This window comes from Streptomyces sp. NPDC058697 (genome assembly GCF_042715345.1).
GTDB classification, from domain to species: domain Bacteria; phylum Actinomycetota; class Actinomycetes; order Streptomycetales; family Streptomycetaceae; genus Streptomyces; species Streptomyces liliifuscus.
Window position 1 is genome coordinate 208,584 of record NZ_JBHXSU010000006.1, and the last position, 18,197, is coordinate 226,780.

The window sequence follows — 18,197 nt, forward strand, 5'->3', positions numbered from 1 at the left end:
CGAGCGCCACCCGTGAGCGAGGAACGCACGCATGCAACTGTCACCGCCCGGCCCTCGGCCGCGGGTCCTGCACGTCTCCCAGCCCGCCGACGGCGGGGTGGCCCGCGTGATCACGGATCTCGTACGGGCCCAAGTGGCCGCCGGGACCGAGGTCACCGTCGCCTGTCCGGCGGGCGGTTCGCTCGCCGCGGCGGCCGAGGCACTGGGCTGCGACGTACGGACCTGGCACGCGACCCGTTCGCCCGGGCCCTGGCTCGCGCAGGAGGTACGGAGTCTGCGCCAGGTCGTGCGGGAGGTGGACCCCGATCTGGTGCACGCGCACAGCGCCAAGGCGGGACTCGCGGCGCGGCTCGCCGTGCGCGGGCGGGTGCCGACCGTGTTCCAGCCGCACGCCTGGTCGTTCGAGGCGGCCGGCGGGGTCACCGGGCTGCTCGCCCTCAACTGGGAGCGGCTGGGCGCGCGTTGGGCCTCCCGGATGGTGTGCGTCAGCGAGGCCGAGCGGCGGACCGGGCGGCGGTCGGGGATCGCGGGACGGTTCACCGTGATCCCCAACGGGGTCGACGCGGAGCGTTTCCACCCGGCGTCGGTCGGGACCGTACGGGCCGGGATCGAGCTGCTCGACGGGATCGATCCGGCGGCGCCGCTCGTGGTCTGCGTCGGGCGGCTGTGCCGGCAGAAGGGGCAGGACGTCCTGCTCGACGCCTGGCGCGAGGTGACCCGGCGGGTGCCCGAGGCGCGGCTCGTACTGGTGGGCGACGGGCCCGACGCACGGGCACTGCGGGCCGCCGCTCCCGAGTCGGTGCTGTTCGCCGGGGCCGTCACGGATGCCGTGCCCTGGTACCAGGCCGCCGATCTGGTGGTCCTGCCGTCCCGTTGGGAGGGCATGGCGCTGGCGCCGCTGGAGGCCATGGCGTGCGGGCGGCCCGTCGTGATCACCGACGTGGACGGGGCGCGCGAGAGCCTGCCGCCCGGCCAGGGACCGCGCTGCCTGGTGCCGCCGGAGCGGCCGGCCGAACTGGCCGCGGCCGTCGCCGAGCTGCTGCTCGACCCGCTGCTGCGCGAGTCGCTCGGCCACCAGGGGCGCCGGTACGTAACGACCACACACGACATCGGGCGCGCGGCCGAGGCCGTCGCCCAGGTCTACCGCGAGCTGATCGGCACCCGGCCGACGCGGTCGACGCGGCCCAGAGGACGGAACACGGGCGTGGAAGCCACCGAGTGCAGGGAGTCCATCCACACGTGACTGCGGAAAGTACCGTTCCCTCCCCCGGTGGCCGGCCGCGGGCGACGGACCACGGATTCTCGCCCGTCTCGGTCATCCCGCCGCGCGAGGCCGCCGGCGGATTCAGATTCCCCAGCGGCGGACGGCCGTTCGTCCGGCGGGCCTCGCGGCTGCCGCTGCCCACCGTGGACGTCTGCGCGGCGCTGCTCGGCGGGGGCCTCGTGCTGCCCTGGACGCATCCGCTTCCGCTCGCCTCACTGGTGCTCGCGGTGCTGTGGCTGAACGCGCACGGGTCGCTGTACCGCGCCGCGCCCGTCCCCGCCGTGCTGGACGAACTGCCCGCCGTCTGCGGCCGGATCGCGGTAGGCTGGTGCGCGCTCGCGGCCCTGCTCGCGGCGTACTCCCCGGACCACGCGCTGTCCGCCCGCACCCTGCTCCTCGGCTGCGCGGTGCAGTCGGCGGTGAGCTGTCTGGGCCGCGGTGTCGTGCACGGGCGGCGGCGCCGGGCGCTGCTGCGGCGGCCGCGCGCGGCCCTGGTGGTCGGCCGGGCCGCGACCGCACAGCGCGTGGCGGCCGCCTTCCTGCGCCACCAGTCGTGCGGGGTACGGCCGGTGGGTGTCGTCTCCGACGAGAGCTCCGGCGGCGAGGGCCTGCCGGTCCTGACCACGGGCGAGGAGGTCCAGCGGGCGCTCATCCAGAACGGCGTGCAGGACGTGCTCGTCGTGGGCCCCGCCGCGCGCACCGAACAGGGGCCGCTGCTGCGGGCGCTGGGCGAGTCGGGCTGCGCGGTGTGGGAGGTGGACGCGGACTCACCTGCGTACGAGAGGACGGACCGGCTCGCGGGGTTCGCCTGCCGGCGGCTGCCGGTGGGGCGGCGGTACGGGAGCGCCGGAAAGCGGCTGCTCGATGTGCTGGTGTCCGGGGTGCTGCTGCTGATGGTCAGTCCGGTGCTGCTGGTGTGCGCGGTCGTGCTGCGGATCGGCGACGGGCCCGGGGTGGTGTTCCGGCAGGAGCGGATCGGCAAGGACGGGCGGCCGTTCACGCTGCTGAAGTTCCGTACGCACCGGCCGGTCGACGCGCACGAGGCGGCCACGCGGTGGAGCGTGGCGAACGAGCATGAGATGAGCTGGTTCTGCCGCTTCCTGCGCCGGTCCTCGCTGGACGAGCTGCTCCAGCTGTGGAACGTCTTCTGGGGCGACATGAGCCTGGTCGGTCCACGCCCCGAACGACCGTTCTTCGTGGGCCAGTTCAGCCAGACGTACCCCGGCTACGCGGCCCGCCACCGGATGCGGACCGGGATCACCGGGCTCGCGCAGATCCACGGGCTGCGCGGTGACACCTCGATCGAGGACCGCTGCCGGTTCGACAACGCCTACATCGACAACTGGTCGCTCTGGCAGGACGTGTGCATCCTGCTGCGCACCGCCGCCGCGCTCGTGCGCCCGACGGGGAGCTGACCGCGTGACCCAGCTGCTGGCCGCTCCACCTTTCACGACCGCCGTCTCGGCCCCGCGCCGCTTCCTACCCGTACTGCCCGTGGTGGCCCTCGTCGCCATGATGGCGCTGCCGGTCTCCGGGGGCGGCGACTCAGGAGGCGGCACCGTCGCCGACGCCGTGTCGGGGCTGCTCGTGCTGCACTGCGCGATCCGTCTCGTACGCGACCGCCGGCGCCCCCTGTCCCGTACCGCCGCCGTCGTGCTCGCCCTGCCCGTCGTCGGGATCGCGCTCGCCGCGGCGGGGGCGGCCTCGCCGGGGGCGGGGATCACCGGACTCGTGCGCTATCTGCAGATCTTCGTGCTCGTCCCCGTGGCGGTCATGCTGCTGATCCGGGACCGCCGGGACGCGCGACTGGTCGCCTGGTCGCTCATCGGGCTCGCGCTGTGGCAGGGGGCGATCGGGGTCCATCAGTACGCGACCGGCACCGGGGCCTCGTACATGGGCGAGGAGATCCGGGCGGTCGGCACGTTCGGGGCGGCGGACGTCATGGGGATGGCGACCGTGGTGTCCTTCGGCGTGGTGTGCTCGCTCGGTCTGGCACTCGGCGCCGGGCCGGGCCGGCAGCGGACCGCGGCGGCGCTGTGCTCGCTGGCCCTGCTGCTGCCGCTCGCGCTGTCGTTCAGCCGGGGCGCGTGGATCGCGACTGCCGTGACCTGCGGGGTCCAGCTGGCGCTCGCCGGGATGCGGCGGGCGGTGAAGGTGTTCGCGGTGGTGGCTGCCGCGTCGGTGATCCTCGTGGGCGGGCTCGGCGTGGGCACCGCGATGCTCCAGGAGCGGATCAGCAGCATCACGCAGGTCGCGGACGCGCCGGACCAGTCCGTGACGGACCGTTACACGATGTGGGCGGCCGCGGTCGACATGTGGCGCGACCAGCCGCTCACCGGGGTCGGGCTGAAAGGCTTCCCCGACCATCGCGACGGGAACGCCTCGCTCGCGCTGTCGTCGGGCAGCGACACGGAGGGCGCGGGCGCCGGCTTCAAGCGCCAGCCGCTCCTGTCGCCGCACAACATGTACCTGCTGATCCTCAGCGAACAGGGGCTGCTGGGGCTGCTCGCGCTGGCCGGGAGCTGGTTTGCCCTGCTGGTGTGCGGGCTGCGCAGACTCTTCGCCGCCCGGCGCCGGGCGGCGCGCGACCTCGACTGCGCGCTGGTCGCGTGCGGACTGCTCACCTGGCAGCTCGTCGACTTCGCGTACGCCGACATCGGCGGCCCCTCGACCGCGCTGACCGCGGTCCTCTTCGGCCTCGCCGCCTGGTGGGCGCTGGCCTCCGAGGAGGCCGAAGACCGATGACGGTGACGCCCTCCCGGGCGGAGGGGGAGGACGCGACGGTCCGGGCCGGGGGTCGTGGTGGTTCGGGGCCGGGGGCCGGGGGTCGTCTTGGTGACGGGCCGGGGGCCGGGGATCGTCTTGGTTCGGAGTCGGGGGCCAGGGATCGTCTTGGCTCGGGGTCGAGGGCGGAGGGTCGCCGTGGTTCCGGGGCGGGGGCGGAGGGTCCCCGTGGTTCCGGGCCGGAGAGCGATGATCGCCGTGGTTCCGGGCCGGGGGCAGATTCTGGGGTCGAGGGGCGCGGTGCGAACCCTGCACCCGGGTCGGCACCCACATCCACGCCCACGCCCACGCCCACACCCACACCCACGTCTACGTCTACGTCTACGTCTACGTCTACGTCCAAGCCCAAGCCCACGCCCACGCCCACGCCCGCCCCGCATCCCGGCGAGAGGTCTGCGACCGAGAGGCACGGCTCGGCGAGTGCGGCCGAGAGGCACCGCCCGTCGACCACGGTCAAGGGGCGCGGCCCTGCGTCCGCGGCCGGAGTCGAGGGCCGCCGTGGCACGGGGCTCGCGGCCGGACGGCACGACACGGACACGGACACGGCCGGTCCGCACACCGCCGACGCGGCCGGGCACGGCGCGGCCGGGCACGGCACGGAGGTCGCCGTGAGCCCGGTCGCGTTGCCCGCGGCCCGGGTCGCGCCCGCCACCGACACCGAGCCCTCCGCCGACACCGCGTCGGCCGCAGGTGAAGCCCCGCCCACCCGTGGGTTCCTCGCCAAGGCCACGCTCGTCACCGCCGTTCTCTCCATCGCCGGTGCCCTGCTCGGTCTCGGCCGGGACCAGGCGCTGGCGCATCTCTTCGGGGCCGGGACCGAGACGGACGCCTTTCTGGTGGCGTGGACGGTGCCGGAGGTCGCGGCGACGCTGCTGATCGAGGACGGGATGGCGTTCGTGCTGGTCCCGGCGTTCAGCCTGGCGGTGGCCCGGCGGGCGCGCGGGGCCGGCACCGGCACCGACCCCGTCCGCGCGCTCGTCGCCTCGACACTGCCGCGCCTCGCACTGGCCTTCGTGGCGGTCGCGGCGCTGCTGATGGCCGGGGCGCCCTACCTCGTCGCGGCCCTCGCGCCCGGACTGCCCGACCCCGGGCTCGCCGTCGACTGCACGCGGCTGACCGCGACCTGCGTCCTGAGCTTCGGGCTCGCCGGGTACTGCAGCGCTGCCCTGCGCGCGCACCGCCGCTTCCTGGCGCCCGCGGCCATCTACGTCGCCTACAACACCGGCATCATCACGGCGATGTTCGTCCTCGGCGGCCGCTGGGGCGTACGGTCGGCGGCCGTCGGAGTCGCGCTGGGCGGCTGTCTGATGGTGGCGGCGCAGGCGCCCTCCCTCGCCCGGCAGCTCTTCGGCCGCCACCGGTCCGCCCCGGAGACCGAAGCAGCCGCCGCACAGGACGGCCCGGCACCCCTCGACGGCCCCGAGGTCGGCAAGGCCACCAAGACCCCTCAAGGCACCGAGGCCACCGAGGTCCCCGACGGCCCCGCCCCCTCCGTGAAGCACTCGGTCGAACTCGCCCTCATCGCGCCCGTGCTGATGTTCGCCCTGTGCCGTCAGTCCCAGGTCCTCATCGAGCGCTTCCTCGCCTCGACCCTCCCCTCCGGAGCCATCTCGCATCTGAACTACGCGCAGAAGGTGGCCCAGATCCCAATGACGCTGTCGCTGATGCTGTGCACCGTCACCTTCCCGGTGCTGGCGCAGGCGCTCGCCGAGGGGGACACCGAGCGGGCCCGCTCCCGGGTGGAGCGCGATGTGGCGGTCGCCTCGTGCATGGTGCTGCTGGGCGCCGCCGCGGTGTTCGCGTGCGCACCGCAGATCATCAACCTCCTGTTCCAGCGGGGCGCGTTCACCGCCCAGGACACGGCGGCGACGGCCACCGTCATGCGGGTCTACTCCGTCGGCCTGCTCGGGCACACCCTGGTGGGCGCGCTGGTGCGTACGTACTTCTCGGCCGGCCGGCCCACCTGGTACCCGCTGGCCGCGATGGCGGCGGGCATCGTCGCCACCTCCTGGATCGGCGCGGGGACCGTCGAGACCTGGGGCGTGCGCGGGATCGCCGCCGCCAACGCGATCGGCATCACCGTCACCGCGGGCCTGCTGCTGTCCGGCATGGGCGAGCGGCGCAGCGTACCGATCCGCACCCGCCGGGTCCTGCACGAACTGTCCAAGCCGGTCCGGGCCGCCGTGTGCGCGGCCGTCGCGGGGGCCTTCTGCGCGAGCCGCGTGGACTCCCCCGAACTCGCCCTGGCCGCCGGCGGTCTGACCGTGACCGTCGTCTACGTCCTGCTGCTCCGGGTGCTCGGCGTCAAGGCCGTCGCGCCCGCCTTCCGTACCGCCCTCCGCTCCGTCACACGAAGGCTGCCGCATGTCCGTTTCCGCTGACACCCCCGACCTGACCCGTACCGACCCGCGCCCGGCCGCGCACCTCTGGGTGGCGATGTACCACTCGGTGGGCGACTGCTCGGACGACCCGTACCGCATCACGGTCTCGCCCGACCGGCTCGACCGGCAGCTCGGCTGGCTGCGCCGCCGGGGCCTGCGCGGGGTGAGCATGGCCGACCTGCTCGCGGCCCGCGCCCGGGGCGAGGGGCGGGACCTGGTCGGACTGACCTTCGACGACGGGTACGCGGACTTCACCGACAACGCCCTTCCGGTGCTGCGGCGCTGGGACTGCGGCGCCACCGTCTTCGTGCTCCCCGGCAGGCTGGGCGGCACGAACGAATGGGACCCGCTCGGCCCGCGCAAGCCGCTCCTCACCGCCGACGGCATCCGCCGGCTCGCCGACACCGAGGGCCTGGAGATCGCCTCGCACGGCCTCACCCACGTCGACCTCACCGAGGCGGACGACGCCCTGCTGGGTGCCGAGACCGGTGGCAGCCGGGCCCTGCTCTCCGAGCTGACGGGCCGCGAGGTCCTCGGCTTCTGCTACCCGTACGGGACCGTCGACCAGCGGGTCGCCGACGTGGTGCGCGCGGCCGGCTACGAGTACGCGTGCGCGATCGACCCCGGCCCGCTGACCGGCCCGTTCGCCCTCCCCCGGGTCCACATCGGCGAGAACGACACCTCCTGGCGGCTGCTCCTGAAGTACCGCCTCAACCGGCTCCGCCGACGCCCGGTGCCCCTCACTCCTCCGGAGCCCCTCCCCGCCTCCGTGTCCCTGCCGTCCCCCGCGTCACCGGAGTCCCCGGTGAAGGAGACCCCGTGAAGGCCCTGCACGTCATCACCGGTCTCGGAGTGGGCGGGGCCGAGCAGCAACTGCGCCTCCTGGTCCGCCACCTGCCGGTCGACTGCGACGTGGTGACCCTCACCAACCCGGGCGCGGTCGCCGAGGACCTCACCGCGGACGGCGTACGCGTCACGCACCTCGGCATGCACGGCAACCGGGACCTGTCGGCGCTGCCGCGTCTCGTCCGCGAGATCCGCGGCGGCCGGTACGACGTGGTCCACACGCATCTCTACCGGGCCTGCGTGTACGGCAGGATCGCCGCGCGCCTCGCGGGTGTGCGGGCCGTCGTGGCCACCGAGCACTCGCTGGGCGACTCGCAGATGGAGGGCCGCAGGCTCACCGCGGGCGTCCGCGGGCTCTATCTGGCCAGCGAGCGCCTGGGGCGTGCGACGGTCGCCGTCTCGCCCACGGTCGCCGAGCGCCTGCGCCGCTGGGGCGTGCCGGGGCCGCGCATCGAGGTCGTACCGAACGGCATCGACGTGGCGCGCTTCCGCTTCGACGCGGCCCGGCGCGAGAGCACCCGGCGGCGGCTCGGGCTGCCGCAGGGCACGTACGTCGTCGGAGGTGTCGGACGGCTGACGGCCGGCAAGCGGTTCGAGGTGCTCGTCCGGGCGCTGGCCGAACTCCCCGACGACGTCTGGTTGTTGCTGGTCGGCGGCGGTCCGGAGGAGAACGTCCTGCGGCGCACGGCACAGGCCGCGGGTGTCGCCGACCGGGTGCTGTTCACCGGTGAGCGCCCCAACACCGAGGCCTCACAAGGCGGTTCGGGTCTCGATCTGCCCTCCCTGATAGGAGCCATGGACGCCCTCGCCTCGCCCTGCGCGGAGGAGGCCTTCGGGCTCGCCGTGGTGGAGGCCCTCGCGGCGGGCCTGCCCGTCCTCTACGTCTCCTGCCCGGCCGTCGACGACCTGCCGCCGGGCGCCGCCCCGTTCGCCCGGCGCGTCCAGGGCGGCGCGGACTCGTTCGTACGGGCCCTGCGGCAGGTCCGCGCCCAGGGTCCGGGGCCGCGCTCCGCGCCCGAGGCGGCCCACCACTACAGCATCGCCCGCAGTGCCGACCGGCTCATGGACATCTACACGGCCGCAACTCTGGGAGTGAGTTCCGCATGACCGAAAACCCCACTCGTACAACCGGCCGGCCGGTGACGGCACTCGTCCGCGCCAAGGAGCTGCCGCCCTGGTCCCTGCTGGCCGCGGGCGCCGTCCTCGGCGGTCTGCTCGGCGGCGCGTACGGCGAGCTGAAGACACCGCAGTACTCCGCCACGAGCTACGTCATCGCCGTCCCGACCGAGCAGTCGGACCCGACGGCGGCGCTCGGCTTCGCCCAGGCGTACGGCCGGGTCGCCACCCAGCTCGCGGTGCTGGGGGACGCCCAGGTGTGGGCGGGCGTACCGGTGTCGACCCTGCGCGAGAGCGTGCGGACGGCGACCTCGCCGGACGCCCCGATGGTCGCCGTGACCGCCACCTCCGCGCGCCCCGACCTCGCCGCGGACATGGCCAACGCCGTGTCGCGCTCGCTGACCCGGCACGCGAACTCCGCCGAGGACAGCACCCATGTGGAGCTGCTGCAGTTCTCCCGCGCGATGAAGCCCACCGAGGCGTCGTCGGCGTCCTCGACGGTGACCGGGCTGGTCGGCGCGAGCGCCGGCGGGCTGCTCGGCGGGCTGGTGCTGCTGGTCAGGCCGCGCCGGTCCTCGGACGTCCCGCCCACCCCGTCGGTACCGGGGCCCGCCACCGCCGCCGATGTCCACGGGCAGCTGTGAACGGCACGGTGACCGGTGCCGCGACCGGCGCGGCACGGACCGAACTGTGCACGGACGAGCGGGAGTTCGGCCGCCTCGCCGAGGAGTGGGGGCGGCTGTACCGGCGGTGCGGCGCGGCGACCCCGTTCCAGAGCCACGCCTGGCTGCACTCCTGGTGGCTCTCGTACGGCAGACCCGGGCGGCTGCGGCTCGTCCTCGTCCGCGAGGGCGGTGAGCTGGTCGCCGCCGCCCCGCTGATGCTCGTACGGCAGCCGTGGCCGGCCCTGGTGCCGCTCGGCGGGTCGATCTCCGACTTCGGAGATGTCCTCATCGAGGACGGCGAACGCGCCGACCGGGCGGCCGCCGCCCTCGCCGAGGGGCTCGCCACGGCCGCCCGCACCGCGCTGATCGACTTCCGCGAGGTACGGCCCGGCGGCGCGGTGGAGCGGGTCTACGCGAGCTGGCGCGGGCCGCGTCGGCGGGTGCTGGACTCGCTGTGCCTGGAGCTGCCCGGCGCGTCGATGGACGATCTGATCGGACGGCTCGCGACGGCCAAGGCCCAGCAGCGGGTCCGCGCCAAGCTGCGCAAACTCACCTCGCTGGGCGTCGAACGGCGTGCCGTACGCCCCGACGAGGTGGGCGCGGCCCTGCGCCGGCTCCTCGAACTGCACCGCCTCCAGTGGCAGGGCCGCAAGGTGACCACCGAGCATCTGCAGGAGCGGTTCGCCGAGCATCTGGTCCGGTCGGTGGGGCCGATGGTCGACGCCGGTGACGCGGTGGTGACCGAGTTCCGCCTGGGCGACACCGTGATGGCGGTCGATCTGACGCTGCTGTCACGGCAGTTGGCGGGCGGCTATCTGTACGGCGCCCATCCGCAGCTGCGCGAGCGGAAGGCGGACGTGGCGACGATGCTGCTGCACGCCTGCGCCCAGCACACCGAGGCGGGCGGCCGCCGGGTGCTGAGCCTGCTGCGCGGCAACGAGCCCTACAAGCACCACTGGCGGCCCCAGCCCGTCGTCAACCAGCGCTTCCTGCTCGCCCGGCGGCGGACGGCCGCGCTGATGTCGGCGGCCGTGTGCGACGTGGCCGCGCGCAGCCGGGGCAAGAAACTGCTCGACCGCTTCCACGGCTGGAGGGAACGCGGTGGCGGCAGGCCGTGACCGACCCGCCGCCACCGCCCCGTCGGCGGATGCCCGCTCAGCGGTGGCGCGACCACCAGTCGAAGCGCAGGCAGAGCTTCCCGCCGAGCCAGTACTCGACCCAGTCGCCCAGCTCGATCGGCGAGCAGTTCGGCGGGTGCACCGGTGTCGGCTTGGGCACCGGGGTGGGTGCGGTCGGCTTCGGCGCCGGGTCGGTCGGCTTGGGCAGCGGGGTCGTGTCGGTGCGGCCGAAGAGCGCCGCCCGGTAGATCGCGGACGCCTTGGGGTTGTCCCCGCACTGCCACACGCCGTGCGGGCAGTAGTCGGTGAGCGTGTTGTACAGCGGCCTGTGCTCGTCCATCCACGCGAGCATGCGCTTCATGTACGTCGGGTTGTCGCCGTTACGGAAGAGCCCCCATTCCGGATAGGAAATCGGCTTTCCGTGGGCCTTCGCGAAGTCGACGTGCGCCTGAAGTCCGTAGGGCTCCGACACGGCCTCGTCGAATGACTGGCCCCGCGGCTGGTCGTACGAATCCATGCCGATGATGTCGACCGTGTCGTCGCCCGGATAGCACTGGGTCCAGGGAATGGCGTCCCGGCCGCGGTTCGGCGCGAAGTCGAACCGGAATTTCTGCCCCGGCACCGCCCGCATGGTGGTGACGATTCTCTTCCAGTACTTCTTCCAGGCCTCCGGGTCCGGGCCGCAGCGATGGGTGTACGTCATGCCGTTCATTTCCCAGCCGAGCACGATGACGGTGTCGGGCGCCTCCAGGTCGACCAGCCGCTCGGCCAGCCTGCGGAAGTGCTGGTCGAAGGCTCCGGCCGCGCCGCGGCGCAGCTGGAAGCGGACCTCCGCGTCGGAGACGTCCTCCTCGTTGCGCTCCAGCATGGGGACGTTGAGGACGAAGAGCCGGTCGTCCTCGTCCGCCCGCCAGTCCGCCCAGGTGTCGAGGAAGCCGGGCAGGCCCTCGATGTTGCTCCAGCGGTCGCCGGGCAGATACGTGTGCGCCACGCGCAGGTCGGCGCCGCCCAGCCAGCGGCTGAGCTCGGCGATCCGCGCCACGCCACGGGGGCCGTAGTCCAGGTAGGCGCCGAAGGCAGGCCCCCCGGGACCCTTCGAGGGCGTCGCGGCCGGGGCGGTCGGGGTGGCCGGTTCGACCGTCGCGGTCGCCGCCGGGGCGACGGGCCCCGCCGGTGCCACGGGCGCGACGACGGCGGAGGGAGCGGTCGGCGTCGGAGCCGGCGGATCCCCCACCCCCGCGCCCACGGCGTACCCCGGCCCCGAGGCGAGGGCGGCCGACGCGACGAGTCCGGCGGTGAGTGCGGCGGTGGCGTACGCCAGCCGCCTGGTTCGGGTCCGTTGCAGTGGGGCCATGTCCGCTCCTCGCGTTCCTTTTCCACCGTCCACTGACACCCAGTCACATAAATGTGCAATGCGCCAACCGGGCCGGGCAATCGGAAAAATCCCGGATCACCCGCACGAGTGAGACATCCGAAGAGACAACAGAAGAGACCTCAAGGAAATATGCCCATGCCGCCCTTCGACACCCGTGTTCCCGCCGTACTTCTGCGCATCGACCGGAATCCCTTTCACCACGGAACGCTGGGAGCCGTACGCTCCCTCGGCCGGGCCGGAATCGACGTGCACGTGGTCGCCGATTCCACCGGAAGTCCGGTGCGCAGATCGCGCTTTGTCCACCGCATGCATCCGCCGCCCGCACCCGGCGCCTCACCCGCCGACATCGCGCTGACGTTGCGCCGAGTGGCGGCCCGGGTGTCCCGTCCCGCCGTACTGATCCCAATGGATGACGCCTGCGCGGTCGCGGTGGACCGGATGCGGGACGTTCTCGCACCCCGCTATCTGCTCCCCCTCTCCCCCGCCGGTCTCGCCGAACGCGTCGCGGACAAGGCGGAACTGGCCGCCCTGTGCGAGGCCGCGGGCATCCCGCACCCGCCGACGCTGATGCCCGACACCCCGGCACAGGCGATCGCGGCGGTCCGGCGGCTCGGGCTCCCCGTGGTCGCGAAGTGGAGCCGCCCCTGGCTGCTGCCCACGGGTACGGACCTGCGCAGCACGGCGGTCCTGCGCTCGGCGCAGGAGGCCCACACGCTGTGCCGCCGCGCCGAGGAGGCGGGCAGCAGACTGCTCCTCCAGGCGTTCCTGCCGCCGGCACCCGACCAGGACTGGTTCTTCCACGGGTACGCGGACCGGTCCGGCGCTGTGTGCGGCGGCGGCCCCGGCCGCAAACTGCTCTCCTGGCCGCGCGGGGCGGGGCTGACCGCGGTCGGCCGCTGGACACCGAACCCCACCGTGCAGGCGCTGGCGGAACGGCTGGTGTCGGCACTCGGCTACCGCGGCATCTTCGACCTGGACTTCCGCCGCGACCACGCGACGGGCGCGTACCACCTGCTCGACTTCAATCCGCGGCCCGGCGCGCAGTTCCGGCTCTTCGCGGACGGGGCGGGGCTCGATGTGGTGCGTGCGCTGCACCTGGATCTGACCCACCGTCCGCTGCCGCCGCCCGCCCCGCTGCCCGGCCGCACCTTCGTGGCGGAGAACTACGCGCCGCTCGCCGCGCTCGGCTCCGGCACCGAGCGGGCCTGGCACGCCCGGGACGACCTCGCGCCCGGCACCGCTCTGTGGGCGCTGTGGTCCCGCCACGCGGTCCGCCGCGTGCTGCACCGCGCCCGCCGGTCCCCGGCCGCACCGGCAGCCGACGCCCGGGTCGTCCGGCAGACGGCCCGCCGCGACGCCAACCCCCTGTCCGACGACGAGAAAGCGAGCAGCTGCTGATGTACGACCTGCTGGTGGTGGGGGCCGGTCCCTACGGTCTGTCCATCGCCTCCCACGCCGCGGCGGCCGGCCTGAGCCTGCGTGTGTTCGGCCGGCCGATGGCGTCCTGGCGCGACCACATGCCCCGCGGCATGTTCCTCAAGTCGGAGCCGTGGGCGTCCAGCCTCTCGGACCCCGAGGGCCGTCTGCGCCTGGACACCTACTGCGCGGAACAGGGGGTACGGGCCCGGCACGGGGAGCCCGTCCCCGTCGAGGTGTTCGCCTCGTACGGACTGTGGTTCGCGCGGCACGCGGTCCCCGAGGTCGACGAGCGCATGGTGACCGGTGTCCACCCCTGCCTGGGCGGCTTCGAGGCGGTCCTGGAGGACGGCAGGAGCGTCCGCGCGCGAACGGTGGTCCTGGCGGTCGGAGTCCTTCCATTCACCGAAGTACCCGTGGTCTACGGTGAGTTGGGCCCCGAGCACGTCTCGCACAGCTGCGACCACGGCGACCTCGACCGCTTCCGCGGCAAGGACGTCACCGTCATCGGCGGCGGCCAGGCGGCCCTGGAGACCGCGGCCCTGCTCGCCGAACAGGGCACCCACGTCCGGGTGATCGCCCGCGCCGACGGACTCCGGTGGAACGACGTGCCGCCGCCCTGGGAGCGCCCCTGGTGGCAGTCGGCCCGCGCCCCGCACAGCGGCCTGGGCTGCGGCTGGCGCAACTGGTTCTACGCCGAACGCCCCGACGCCTTCCGCGCCCTCCCCGAGTCCACGCGCACCCGGGTCGCCGCCACGGCACTGGGCCCTGCGGGCGCCTGGTGGGTCCGCGACCGGGTCGAACCGGCCGTCGAACTCCTCCTGGGCCAGGAGGTCGCGGCGGCCTATCCGGCCCAGGGCGTCGTACGCCTCGAAACACTGGGCCGCGCCGGCGAGTTGACGTCCCTGGACACCGAACACGTCATCGCGGCCACGGGGTTCAGGGCGACACGCGACCGCCTGGACCTGCTGCCCGAGGACCTACGCGGAGCCCTGGCCGCGTCACCCGACGGATCCCCTCGCGTGGGCCGGGAGTTCGAGACGTCCTCTCCCGGCCTCTTCCTCGCGGGCCTGGTCACGGCCTCCGCCTTCGGCCCCGCCATGCGTTTCGTGCACGGCGCCTCGTTCACGGCCCGGACCCTCGTACGAGGGGTGCGGCGCCGGCTGCGTACGGGGCCGGCCCGGGTGCCCGTGCCCGGCGCCCGGGAGCGGCGCGGGGTGCTCGGGGCGGCCGGGCACTGACGGTGCGGGTGCCGGGCGCGACGCGTCCGGCACCCGACGCGTCACCACTGACGGGACGCCACCCGGCTTCGCCGGTACAGCACCGCTCCACCGACCAGCATCCCCGCACTCAGAGCCGAGGCCGCGAGCAGCCCATCACTGCCGGTATGCGCCAACTGCGGCACCCTGGCCTCCGGCCCCTGAGGGGTGGTGGCAGGCGGCATGGTGGTCGGGGGGCTTGCGACCGGAGGGGTTGTGGTCGTGGCCGGGGGGCTTGTGACCGGCGGGGTCTTGACCGGAGGGGTCTTGACCGGAGGGGTCTTGACCGGAGGGGTTGTGGTCGGGGGACCCGTGACCGGAGGAGTCACGACCGGAGGAGTCGTGGTCGGCGGACCCGTGACCGGAGGAGTCACGACCGGAGGAGTCGTGGTCGGCGGACCCGTGACCGGAGGAGTCACGACCGGAGGGGTCGTGGTCGGAGGGGTTGTGGTCGGGGGACCCGTGACCGGAGGGATCGTGACCGGAGGAGTCGTGGTCGGTGGACCCGCGACCGGAGGAGTCGTGACCGGAGGGGTCCTGGTCGGTGGTGCGGTGGTGGGAGGCGCCGTCGTCGGCGGGTTGGCCGCCGGCGGCGTGGAAGCGGGAGGCGTGGTGATGGGAGGCGTGCTCGGCGGCTTCGTGGGCGGCGTAGTGGGAGGCTTGACCGGTGGTGTGGTCGGCGGCTCGGCCGGTGGTGCGGTCGGCGGCGCGCTCGGGGGCCTGGTCGGCGGGGTGTCGTCGCCGTAGCCCCCCGGGCCATGGCTCTGCGGGCCGTTGTCGCGCGGGCCGTGGCCCTGCGGCCCGTTGTGCTGCGGGCCGTTGTCGCGCGGGCCATGGCTCTGCGGGCCGTTGTGCTGCGGACCGTGGCCCTGCGGACCGTTGTCGCGCGGGCCATGGCCCTTCGGGCCGCTATGGTTCCCGCACTTGTTGCCGAACGTCGGGTTCAGCAGGGCGACCACGTCCACGGTGTTGCCGCACGCGTTCACCGGCACGTCCACCGGCACCTCGGCGTTGTTGCCCGATCCGACGCCGGGCGAGTTGTGCGTCCCGCCGTGCGCGGAGGAGCCGCCGCCGTGGTGGCCGGAACCACCACCACCGTGCCCGGGACCGCCGTGGCGACCGGAACCGTGGCGACCGGAGCCGTAGCCATCGTCCGAGCCGTAGCCGTAGCCGTAGCCGTAGCCGTAGCCGTAGTACGAGCCATAACCATCGTCTGAGCCGTAGCCGTGGTCTGAGCCATAGCCGTAGTCGGAGCCGTAACGGTCGTCCGAGCCATGGCCGGACTCAGCGGCATGCCTGGGCGTGTCCGGCTTCCTGTGCTTGCCCGTGCCCGGGGTGCTGGCGCAGGAGTTGCCGAACGTCGGGTTGAGGCCTGCCGCCACGTCGACGGAGTTGCCGCACGCGTTGACCGGGACGTTCACGGGCGCCTGCACGCTGTTGCCGGACAGCAGGCCGGGCGAGTCCGCTGCGACCCCGTTCGCGTTCGTGTCGGCGAACGCCTGGGGGGTGTACAGGGACATGAAGCTCGTCGCGGCGGCGGCCACGACCATTCCCCTGCTCAGGGTCTGTCGCAATCTCGTTGTCTTCTCTGCTGGTAGAAGTGGGAAAGCCGGCCTTGGCGCCGAAAGGCAGTCCAAGGCCGGCGTGACACAGCCGGTCGGCTGATGCGTTACGACGTCAGTCGTTGACGCACTCGTTGCCGAACGCCGGGTTCAGCAGACCGATCACGTTGATCGAGTTGCCGCACACGTTGACGGGGATGTGGACGGGAACCTGGACCACGTTGCCCGACAGGACACCCGGCGAGCCCACGGCAGCACCGTACGCCTCGGAGTCGGCAAAGGCCGGGGCGGCCATTCCCATGGCCATGATCGCGCCGGCTACGACGACGGCACTCTTCTTGTGCTTCACGTACTTCCCTTTCTCTGCGGTCATGCCCCTATGACGGCCGAAACCGGACGAGCCCAGCCTGAACGGCTCGCACCATGACCTGCGGGCTGTAGAACGAGAGGAAGGGGGCCGAAGAAACTACAGAAAGTGCGGCTCCCCGGTAATTCACCCGAACGCTCCGCGTGGATTCAGCAGGGGAAACGTCACTGCCATAAGGAAGGACCAGCGGAAGAACCGACAGAAAACAAAAACAGAAAATAGTGCCAAAGAGCCCGGACACCCCCTGCGCGAAGAGCCGAGGGGACGCCCGGGCATCCTTGGCGACGGCGAATCAGCTGCGGTCGGCACCGTTGCCGGAGAGCACCGGGATGTTGTCCACGAGGTGCGACAGCGGCTCGTCACCCTTGGCCTGGGTGGAGTTCTCGGCGCACTGCTGGTTCTGCGGGGCCGAGAGGACCGGCACGTCCTGCAGGACGGTGACCGGCACGAAGACACCGATGAGCGAGGCCGCGTTGGCCTTGACCGGCAGGCCGACACAGAGCTTGTTCAGCGAGCCCTGGACCAGCGAGGCCTGCGGGCTCAGGTCGCCGCCGGTCTTGGCGTTGCCGTACGCCTGCTCGGCGTGGTTGCCGTTGGCCGTGGTGACGCCGTCGTCGTTCCCGATGGCAAGCGCCTGGGGGGCTGCCGCCGCCGAGACGCCGACGACAGAAGCGGCGACCGCCGCCGCGGCCATTGCCTTCTTGAGCATTTCTCCGGTCCTTTCCTGGCAGAGACACATGTTCCTGCTTTCGCATCAACCGGAAGCGGCTCCATTGGTTTCGTACCGTCACCCGATTGGCCCGTTCGGCACTCCGGAATTAACGGAATCCCTCGCGCGCGTGCACCGTACAAACGGGCTTCCCAAATGGGCCATCGGAGTGAATCGGAGCAACTATGCGGGCCGGGGGCAGTTGTCCAGGTCGCTCCGGTGGACGGGGTTACTCCAGAAGGGACCAGCAAGTGATCAAGAAGGTTATGGCTGCAGCGGCGGTCGCCGCTTCCGTCGCCGGTGTTTCGGCTGCCGCCGCGCCCCAGGCGATGGCGATCGGCAACGACGGTGGCGTCACCACCGCCAATGGCAACCACGCCGCGCAGGTCTACGGCAACCAGGCGACGTACGGGGACATGAGCCCGCAGATGGCGCTCATCCAGGGCTCGCTGAACAAGCCCTGCATCGGCCTGCCGGCCAAGGCGAACCTGGCCTCGCTCGCCGGTCTGGTGCCGATCACCGTCGCGCAGGACGTGCCGATCCTGTCGGCCCCGCAGAACCAGCAGTGCACCGAGAACTCGACCCAGGCCAAGGGCGACGAGCCGCTGTCGCACATCCTCTCCAACATCCCGGTGCTCTCCGGCAACGGCGCCGACCGCAGCTGACCTGCCGCACCTCGCAGCGGGCCGCCCGTCTCACGGTGGCCCGCTGCCCCTCTCACGTCCTCATGTCTTACGGCGGCGCGCGCAACTTCGGTCCCGAGGAACCCTGTGGGCCAATCGGGGCAAACCCCGCAACCGCACCGTCCACCGCACTGTTGATCGTTATGCGGCTCCGTCACGGGGCCATTCTCCGAAAGGGAACGAACATGAAGAAGCTGATGGCGACCGCGGCCATTGCCGCCTCTGTCGCCGGTCTGTCGGCCGCCGGCGCGCCCCAGGCGCTGGCCATCGGCAACGACGACGGCGTCACCACCGCCAACGGCAACGGTTCCGTCCAGAAGTACGGCAACCAGGCGACGCACGGCAAGATGAGCCCCCAGCTCTCGCTCGTGCAGGGCTCCCTGAACAAGCCCTGTGTCGGTCTGCCGGTCAAGGCCAACCTGGCCTCGCTCATCGGCGCCGTGCCGATCACCGTCCTGCAGGACGTGCCGATCCTGTCGGCCCCGCAGAACCAGCAGTGCACCGAGAACTCGACCCAGGCCAAGGGCGACGAGCCCCTGTCGCACATCCTGGACAACATCCCGGTGCTCTCGGGCAACGGCGCCGACCGCAGCTGATCTCCGCAGCGGCGCGAACAGCGGGTCACCCCTCGCGGGTGGCCCGCTGTTCCCAT

At 73.1% G+C, this 18,197-nt stretch carries 16 protein-coding genes; 12 read left to right on the forward strand and 4 right to left on the reverse strand.

Annotated elements, in window-relative coordinates; translation table 11 throughout:
* Positions 1-31: 31 nt before the first annotated feature.
* The 8 genes from ACFWXQ_RS16915 (at position 32) to ACFWXQ_RS16950 (ending at position 10,174) form a co-directional block, all read left to right on the forward strand.
* The gene (locus ACFWXQ_RS16915; protein WP_383955799.1) at positions 32-1,243 is read left to right on the forward strand and encodes a glycosyltransferase; all 1,212 of its coding nucleotides are present in this window, start codon (positions 32-34) and stop codon (positions 1,241-1,243) included.
* The gene (locus ACFWXQ_RS16920; RefSeq protein ID WP_383955796.1) at positions 1,240-2,679 is read left to right on the forward strand and encodes an exopolysaccharide biosynthesis polyprenyl glycosylphosphotransferase; all 1,440 of its coding nucleotides are present in this window, start codon (positions 1,240-1,242) and stop codon (positions 2,677-2,679) included. Before ACFWXQ_RS16915 ends, ACFWXQ_RS16920 begins: the two co-directional genes overlap by 4 nt.
* 97 nt (positions 2,680-2,776) lie before the next feature.
* Complete coding sequence (locus ACFWXQ_RS16925; RefSeq protein WP_386268558.1) at positions 2,777-4,009, forward strand: O-antigen ligase family protein; 1,233 nt, start codon at positions 2,777-2,779, stop codon at positions 4,007-4,009.
* Between the two features lie 647 nt (positions 4,010-4,656).
* Positions 4,657-6,429 (forward strand): lipid II flippase MurJ, encoded by a 1,773-nt coding sequence (locus ACFWXQ_RS16930; protein WP_383954226.1) that lies wholly within the window; start codon positions 4,657-4,659, stop codon positions 6,427-6,429.
* Positions 6,413-7,252 (forward strand): polysaccharide deacetylase family protein, encoded by an 840-nt coding sequence (locus ACFWXQ_RS16935; RefSeq protein WP_383954228.1) that lies wholly within the window; start codon positions 6,413-6,415, stop codon positions 7,250-7,252. The genes ACFWXQ_RS16930 and ACFWXQ_RS16935 overlap by 17 nt, the downstream gene beginning before the upstream one ends.
* Complete coding sequence (locus ACFWXQ_RS16940) at positions 7,249-8,382, forward strand: glycosyltransferase (protein WP_383954230.1); 1,134 nt, start codon at positions 7,249-7,251, stop codon at positions 8,380-8,382. The genes ACFWXQ_RS16935 and ACFWXQ_RS16940 overlap by 4 nt, the downstream gene beginning before the upstream one ends.
* The gene (locus ACFWXQ_RS16945) at positions 8,379-9,035 is read left to right on the forward strand and encodes a lipopolysaccharide biosynthesis protein (protein ID WP_383954231.1); all 657 of its coding nucleotides are present in this window, start codon (positions 8,379-8,381) and stop codon (positions 9,033-9,035) included. The genes ACFWXQ_RS16940 and ACFWXQ_RS16945 overlap by 4 nt, the downstream gene beginning before the upstream one ends.
* The gene (locus ACFWXQ_RS16950; RefSeq protein ID WP_383954233.1) at positions 9,032-10,174 is read left to right on the forward strand and encodes a GNAT family N-acetyltransferase; all 1,143 of its coding nucleotides are present in this window, start codon (positions 9,032-9,034) and stop codon (positions 10,172-10,174) included. The genes ACFWXQ_RS16945 and ACFWXQ_RS16950 overlap by 4 nt, the downstream gene beginning before the upstream one ends.
* A gap of 37 nt (positions 10,175-10,211) precedes the next feature.
* Here the strand turns inward: ACFWXQ_RS16950 and ACFWXQ_RS16955 are convergent, their stop codons facing one another.
* Entirely contained in the window at positions 10,212-11,528 is a 1,317-nt protein-coding gene (locus ACFWXQ_RS16955) for a glycoside hydrolase family 26 protein (RefSeq protein ID WP_386268446.1), read from the reverse strand.
* Between the two features lie 156 nt (positions 11,529-11,684).
* On the opposite strand from ACFWXQ_RS16955, the gene ACFWXQ_RS16960 reads away from it, so the two are divergent.
* Both ACFWXQ_RS16960 and ACFWXQ_RS16965 read left to right on the forward strand, forming a co-directional pair.
* Positions 11,685-12,947, forward strand: a complete 1,263-nt coding sequence (locus tag ACFWXQ_RS16960; RefSeq protein ID WP_383954238.1) for an ATP-grasp domain-containing protein — start codon at positions 11,685-11,687, stop codon at positions 12,945-12,947.
* Entirely contained in the window at positions 12,947-14,206 is a 1,260-nt protein-coding gene (locus ACFWXQ_RS16965; RefSeq protein WP_383954240.1) for an FAD-dependent oxidoreductase, read from the forward strand. The genes ACFWXQ_RS16960 and ACFWXQ_RS16965 overlap by 1 nt, the downstream gene beginning before the upstream one ends.
* Before the next feature lie 41 nt (positions 14,207-14,247).
* On the opposite strand, the gene ACFWXQ_RS16970 is transcribed toward ACFWXQ_RS16965, so the two are convergent.
* The 3 genes from ACFWXQ_RS16970 to ACFWXQ_RS16980 form a co-directional block, all read right to left on the reverse strand.
* A complete protein-coding gene (locus tag ACFWXQ_RS16970; RefSeq protein WP_386268449.1) occupies positions 14,248-15,798 on the reverse strand; it encodes a chaplin family protein in 1,551 nt (516 codons plus the stop codon).
* Positions 15,799-15,901: 103 nt separating this feature from the next.
* Positions 15,902-16,159, reverse strand: a complete 258-nt coding sequence (locus ACFWXQ_RS16975; protein ID WP_383954809.1) for a chaplin — start codon at positions 16,157-16,159, stop codon at positions 15,902-15,904.
* Between the two features lie 286 nt (positions 16,160-16,445).
* Complete coding sequence (locus tag ACFWXQ_RS16980; RefSeq protein WP_383954807.1) at positions 16,446-16,862, reverse strand: rodlin; 417 nt, start codon at positions 16,860-16,862, stop codon at positions 16,446-16,448.
* A gap of 251 nt (positions 16,863-17,113) precedes the next feature.
* On the opposite strand from ACFWXQ_RS16980, the gene ACFWXQ_RS16985 reads away from it, so the two are divergent.
* On the forward strand, positions 17,114-17,527 hold the full coding sequence (locus tag ACFWXQ_RS16985; RefSeq protein WP_200398075.1) for a rodlin: 414 nt from the start codon (positions 17,114-17,116) through the stop codon (positions 17,525-17,527).
* A 203-nt stretch (positions 17,528-17,730) separates the two neighbouring features.
* Positions 17,731-18,141: a rodlin gene (locus tag ACFWXQ_RS16990; RefSeq protein ID WP_055614979.1), complete on the forward strand. Its 411-nt coding sequence runs from the start codon at positions 17,731-17,733 to the stop codon at positions 18,139-18,141.
* Positions 18,142-18,197: the final 56 nt, after the last annotated feature.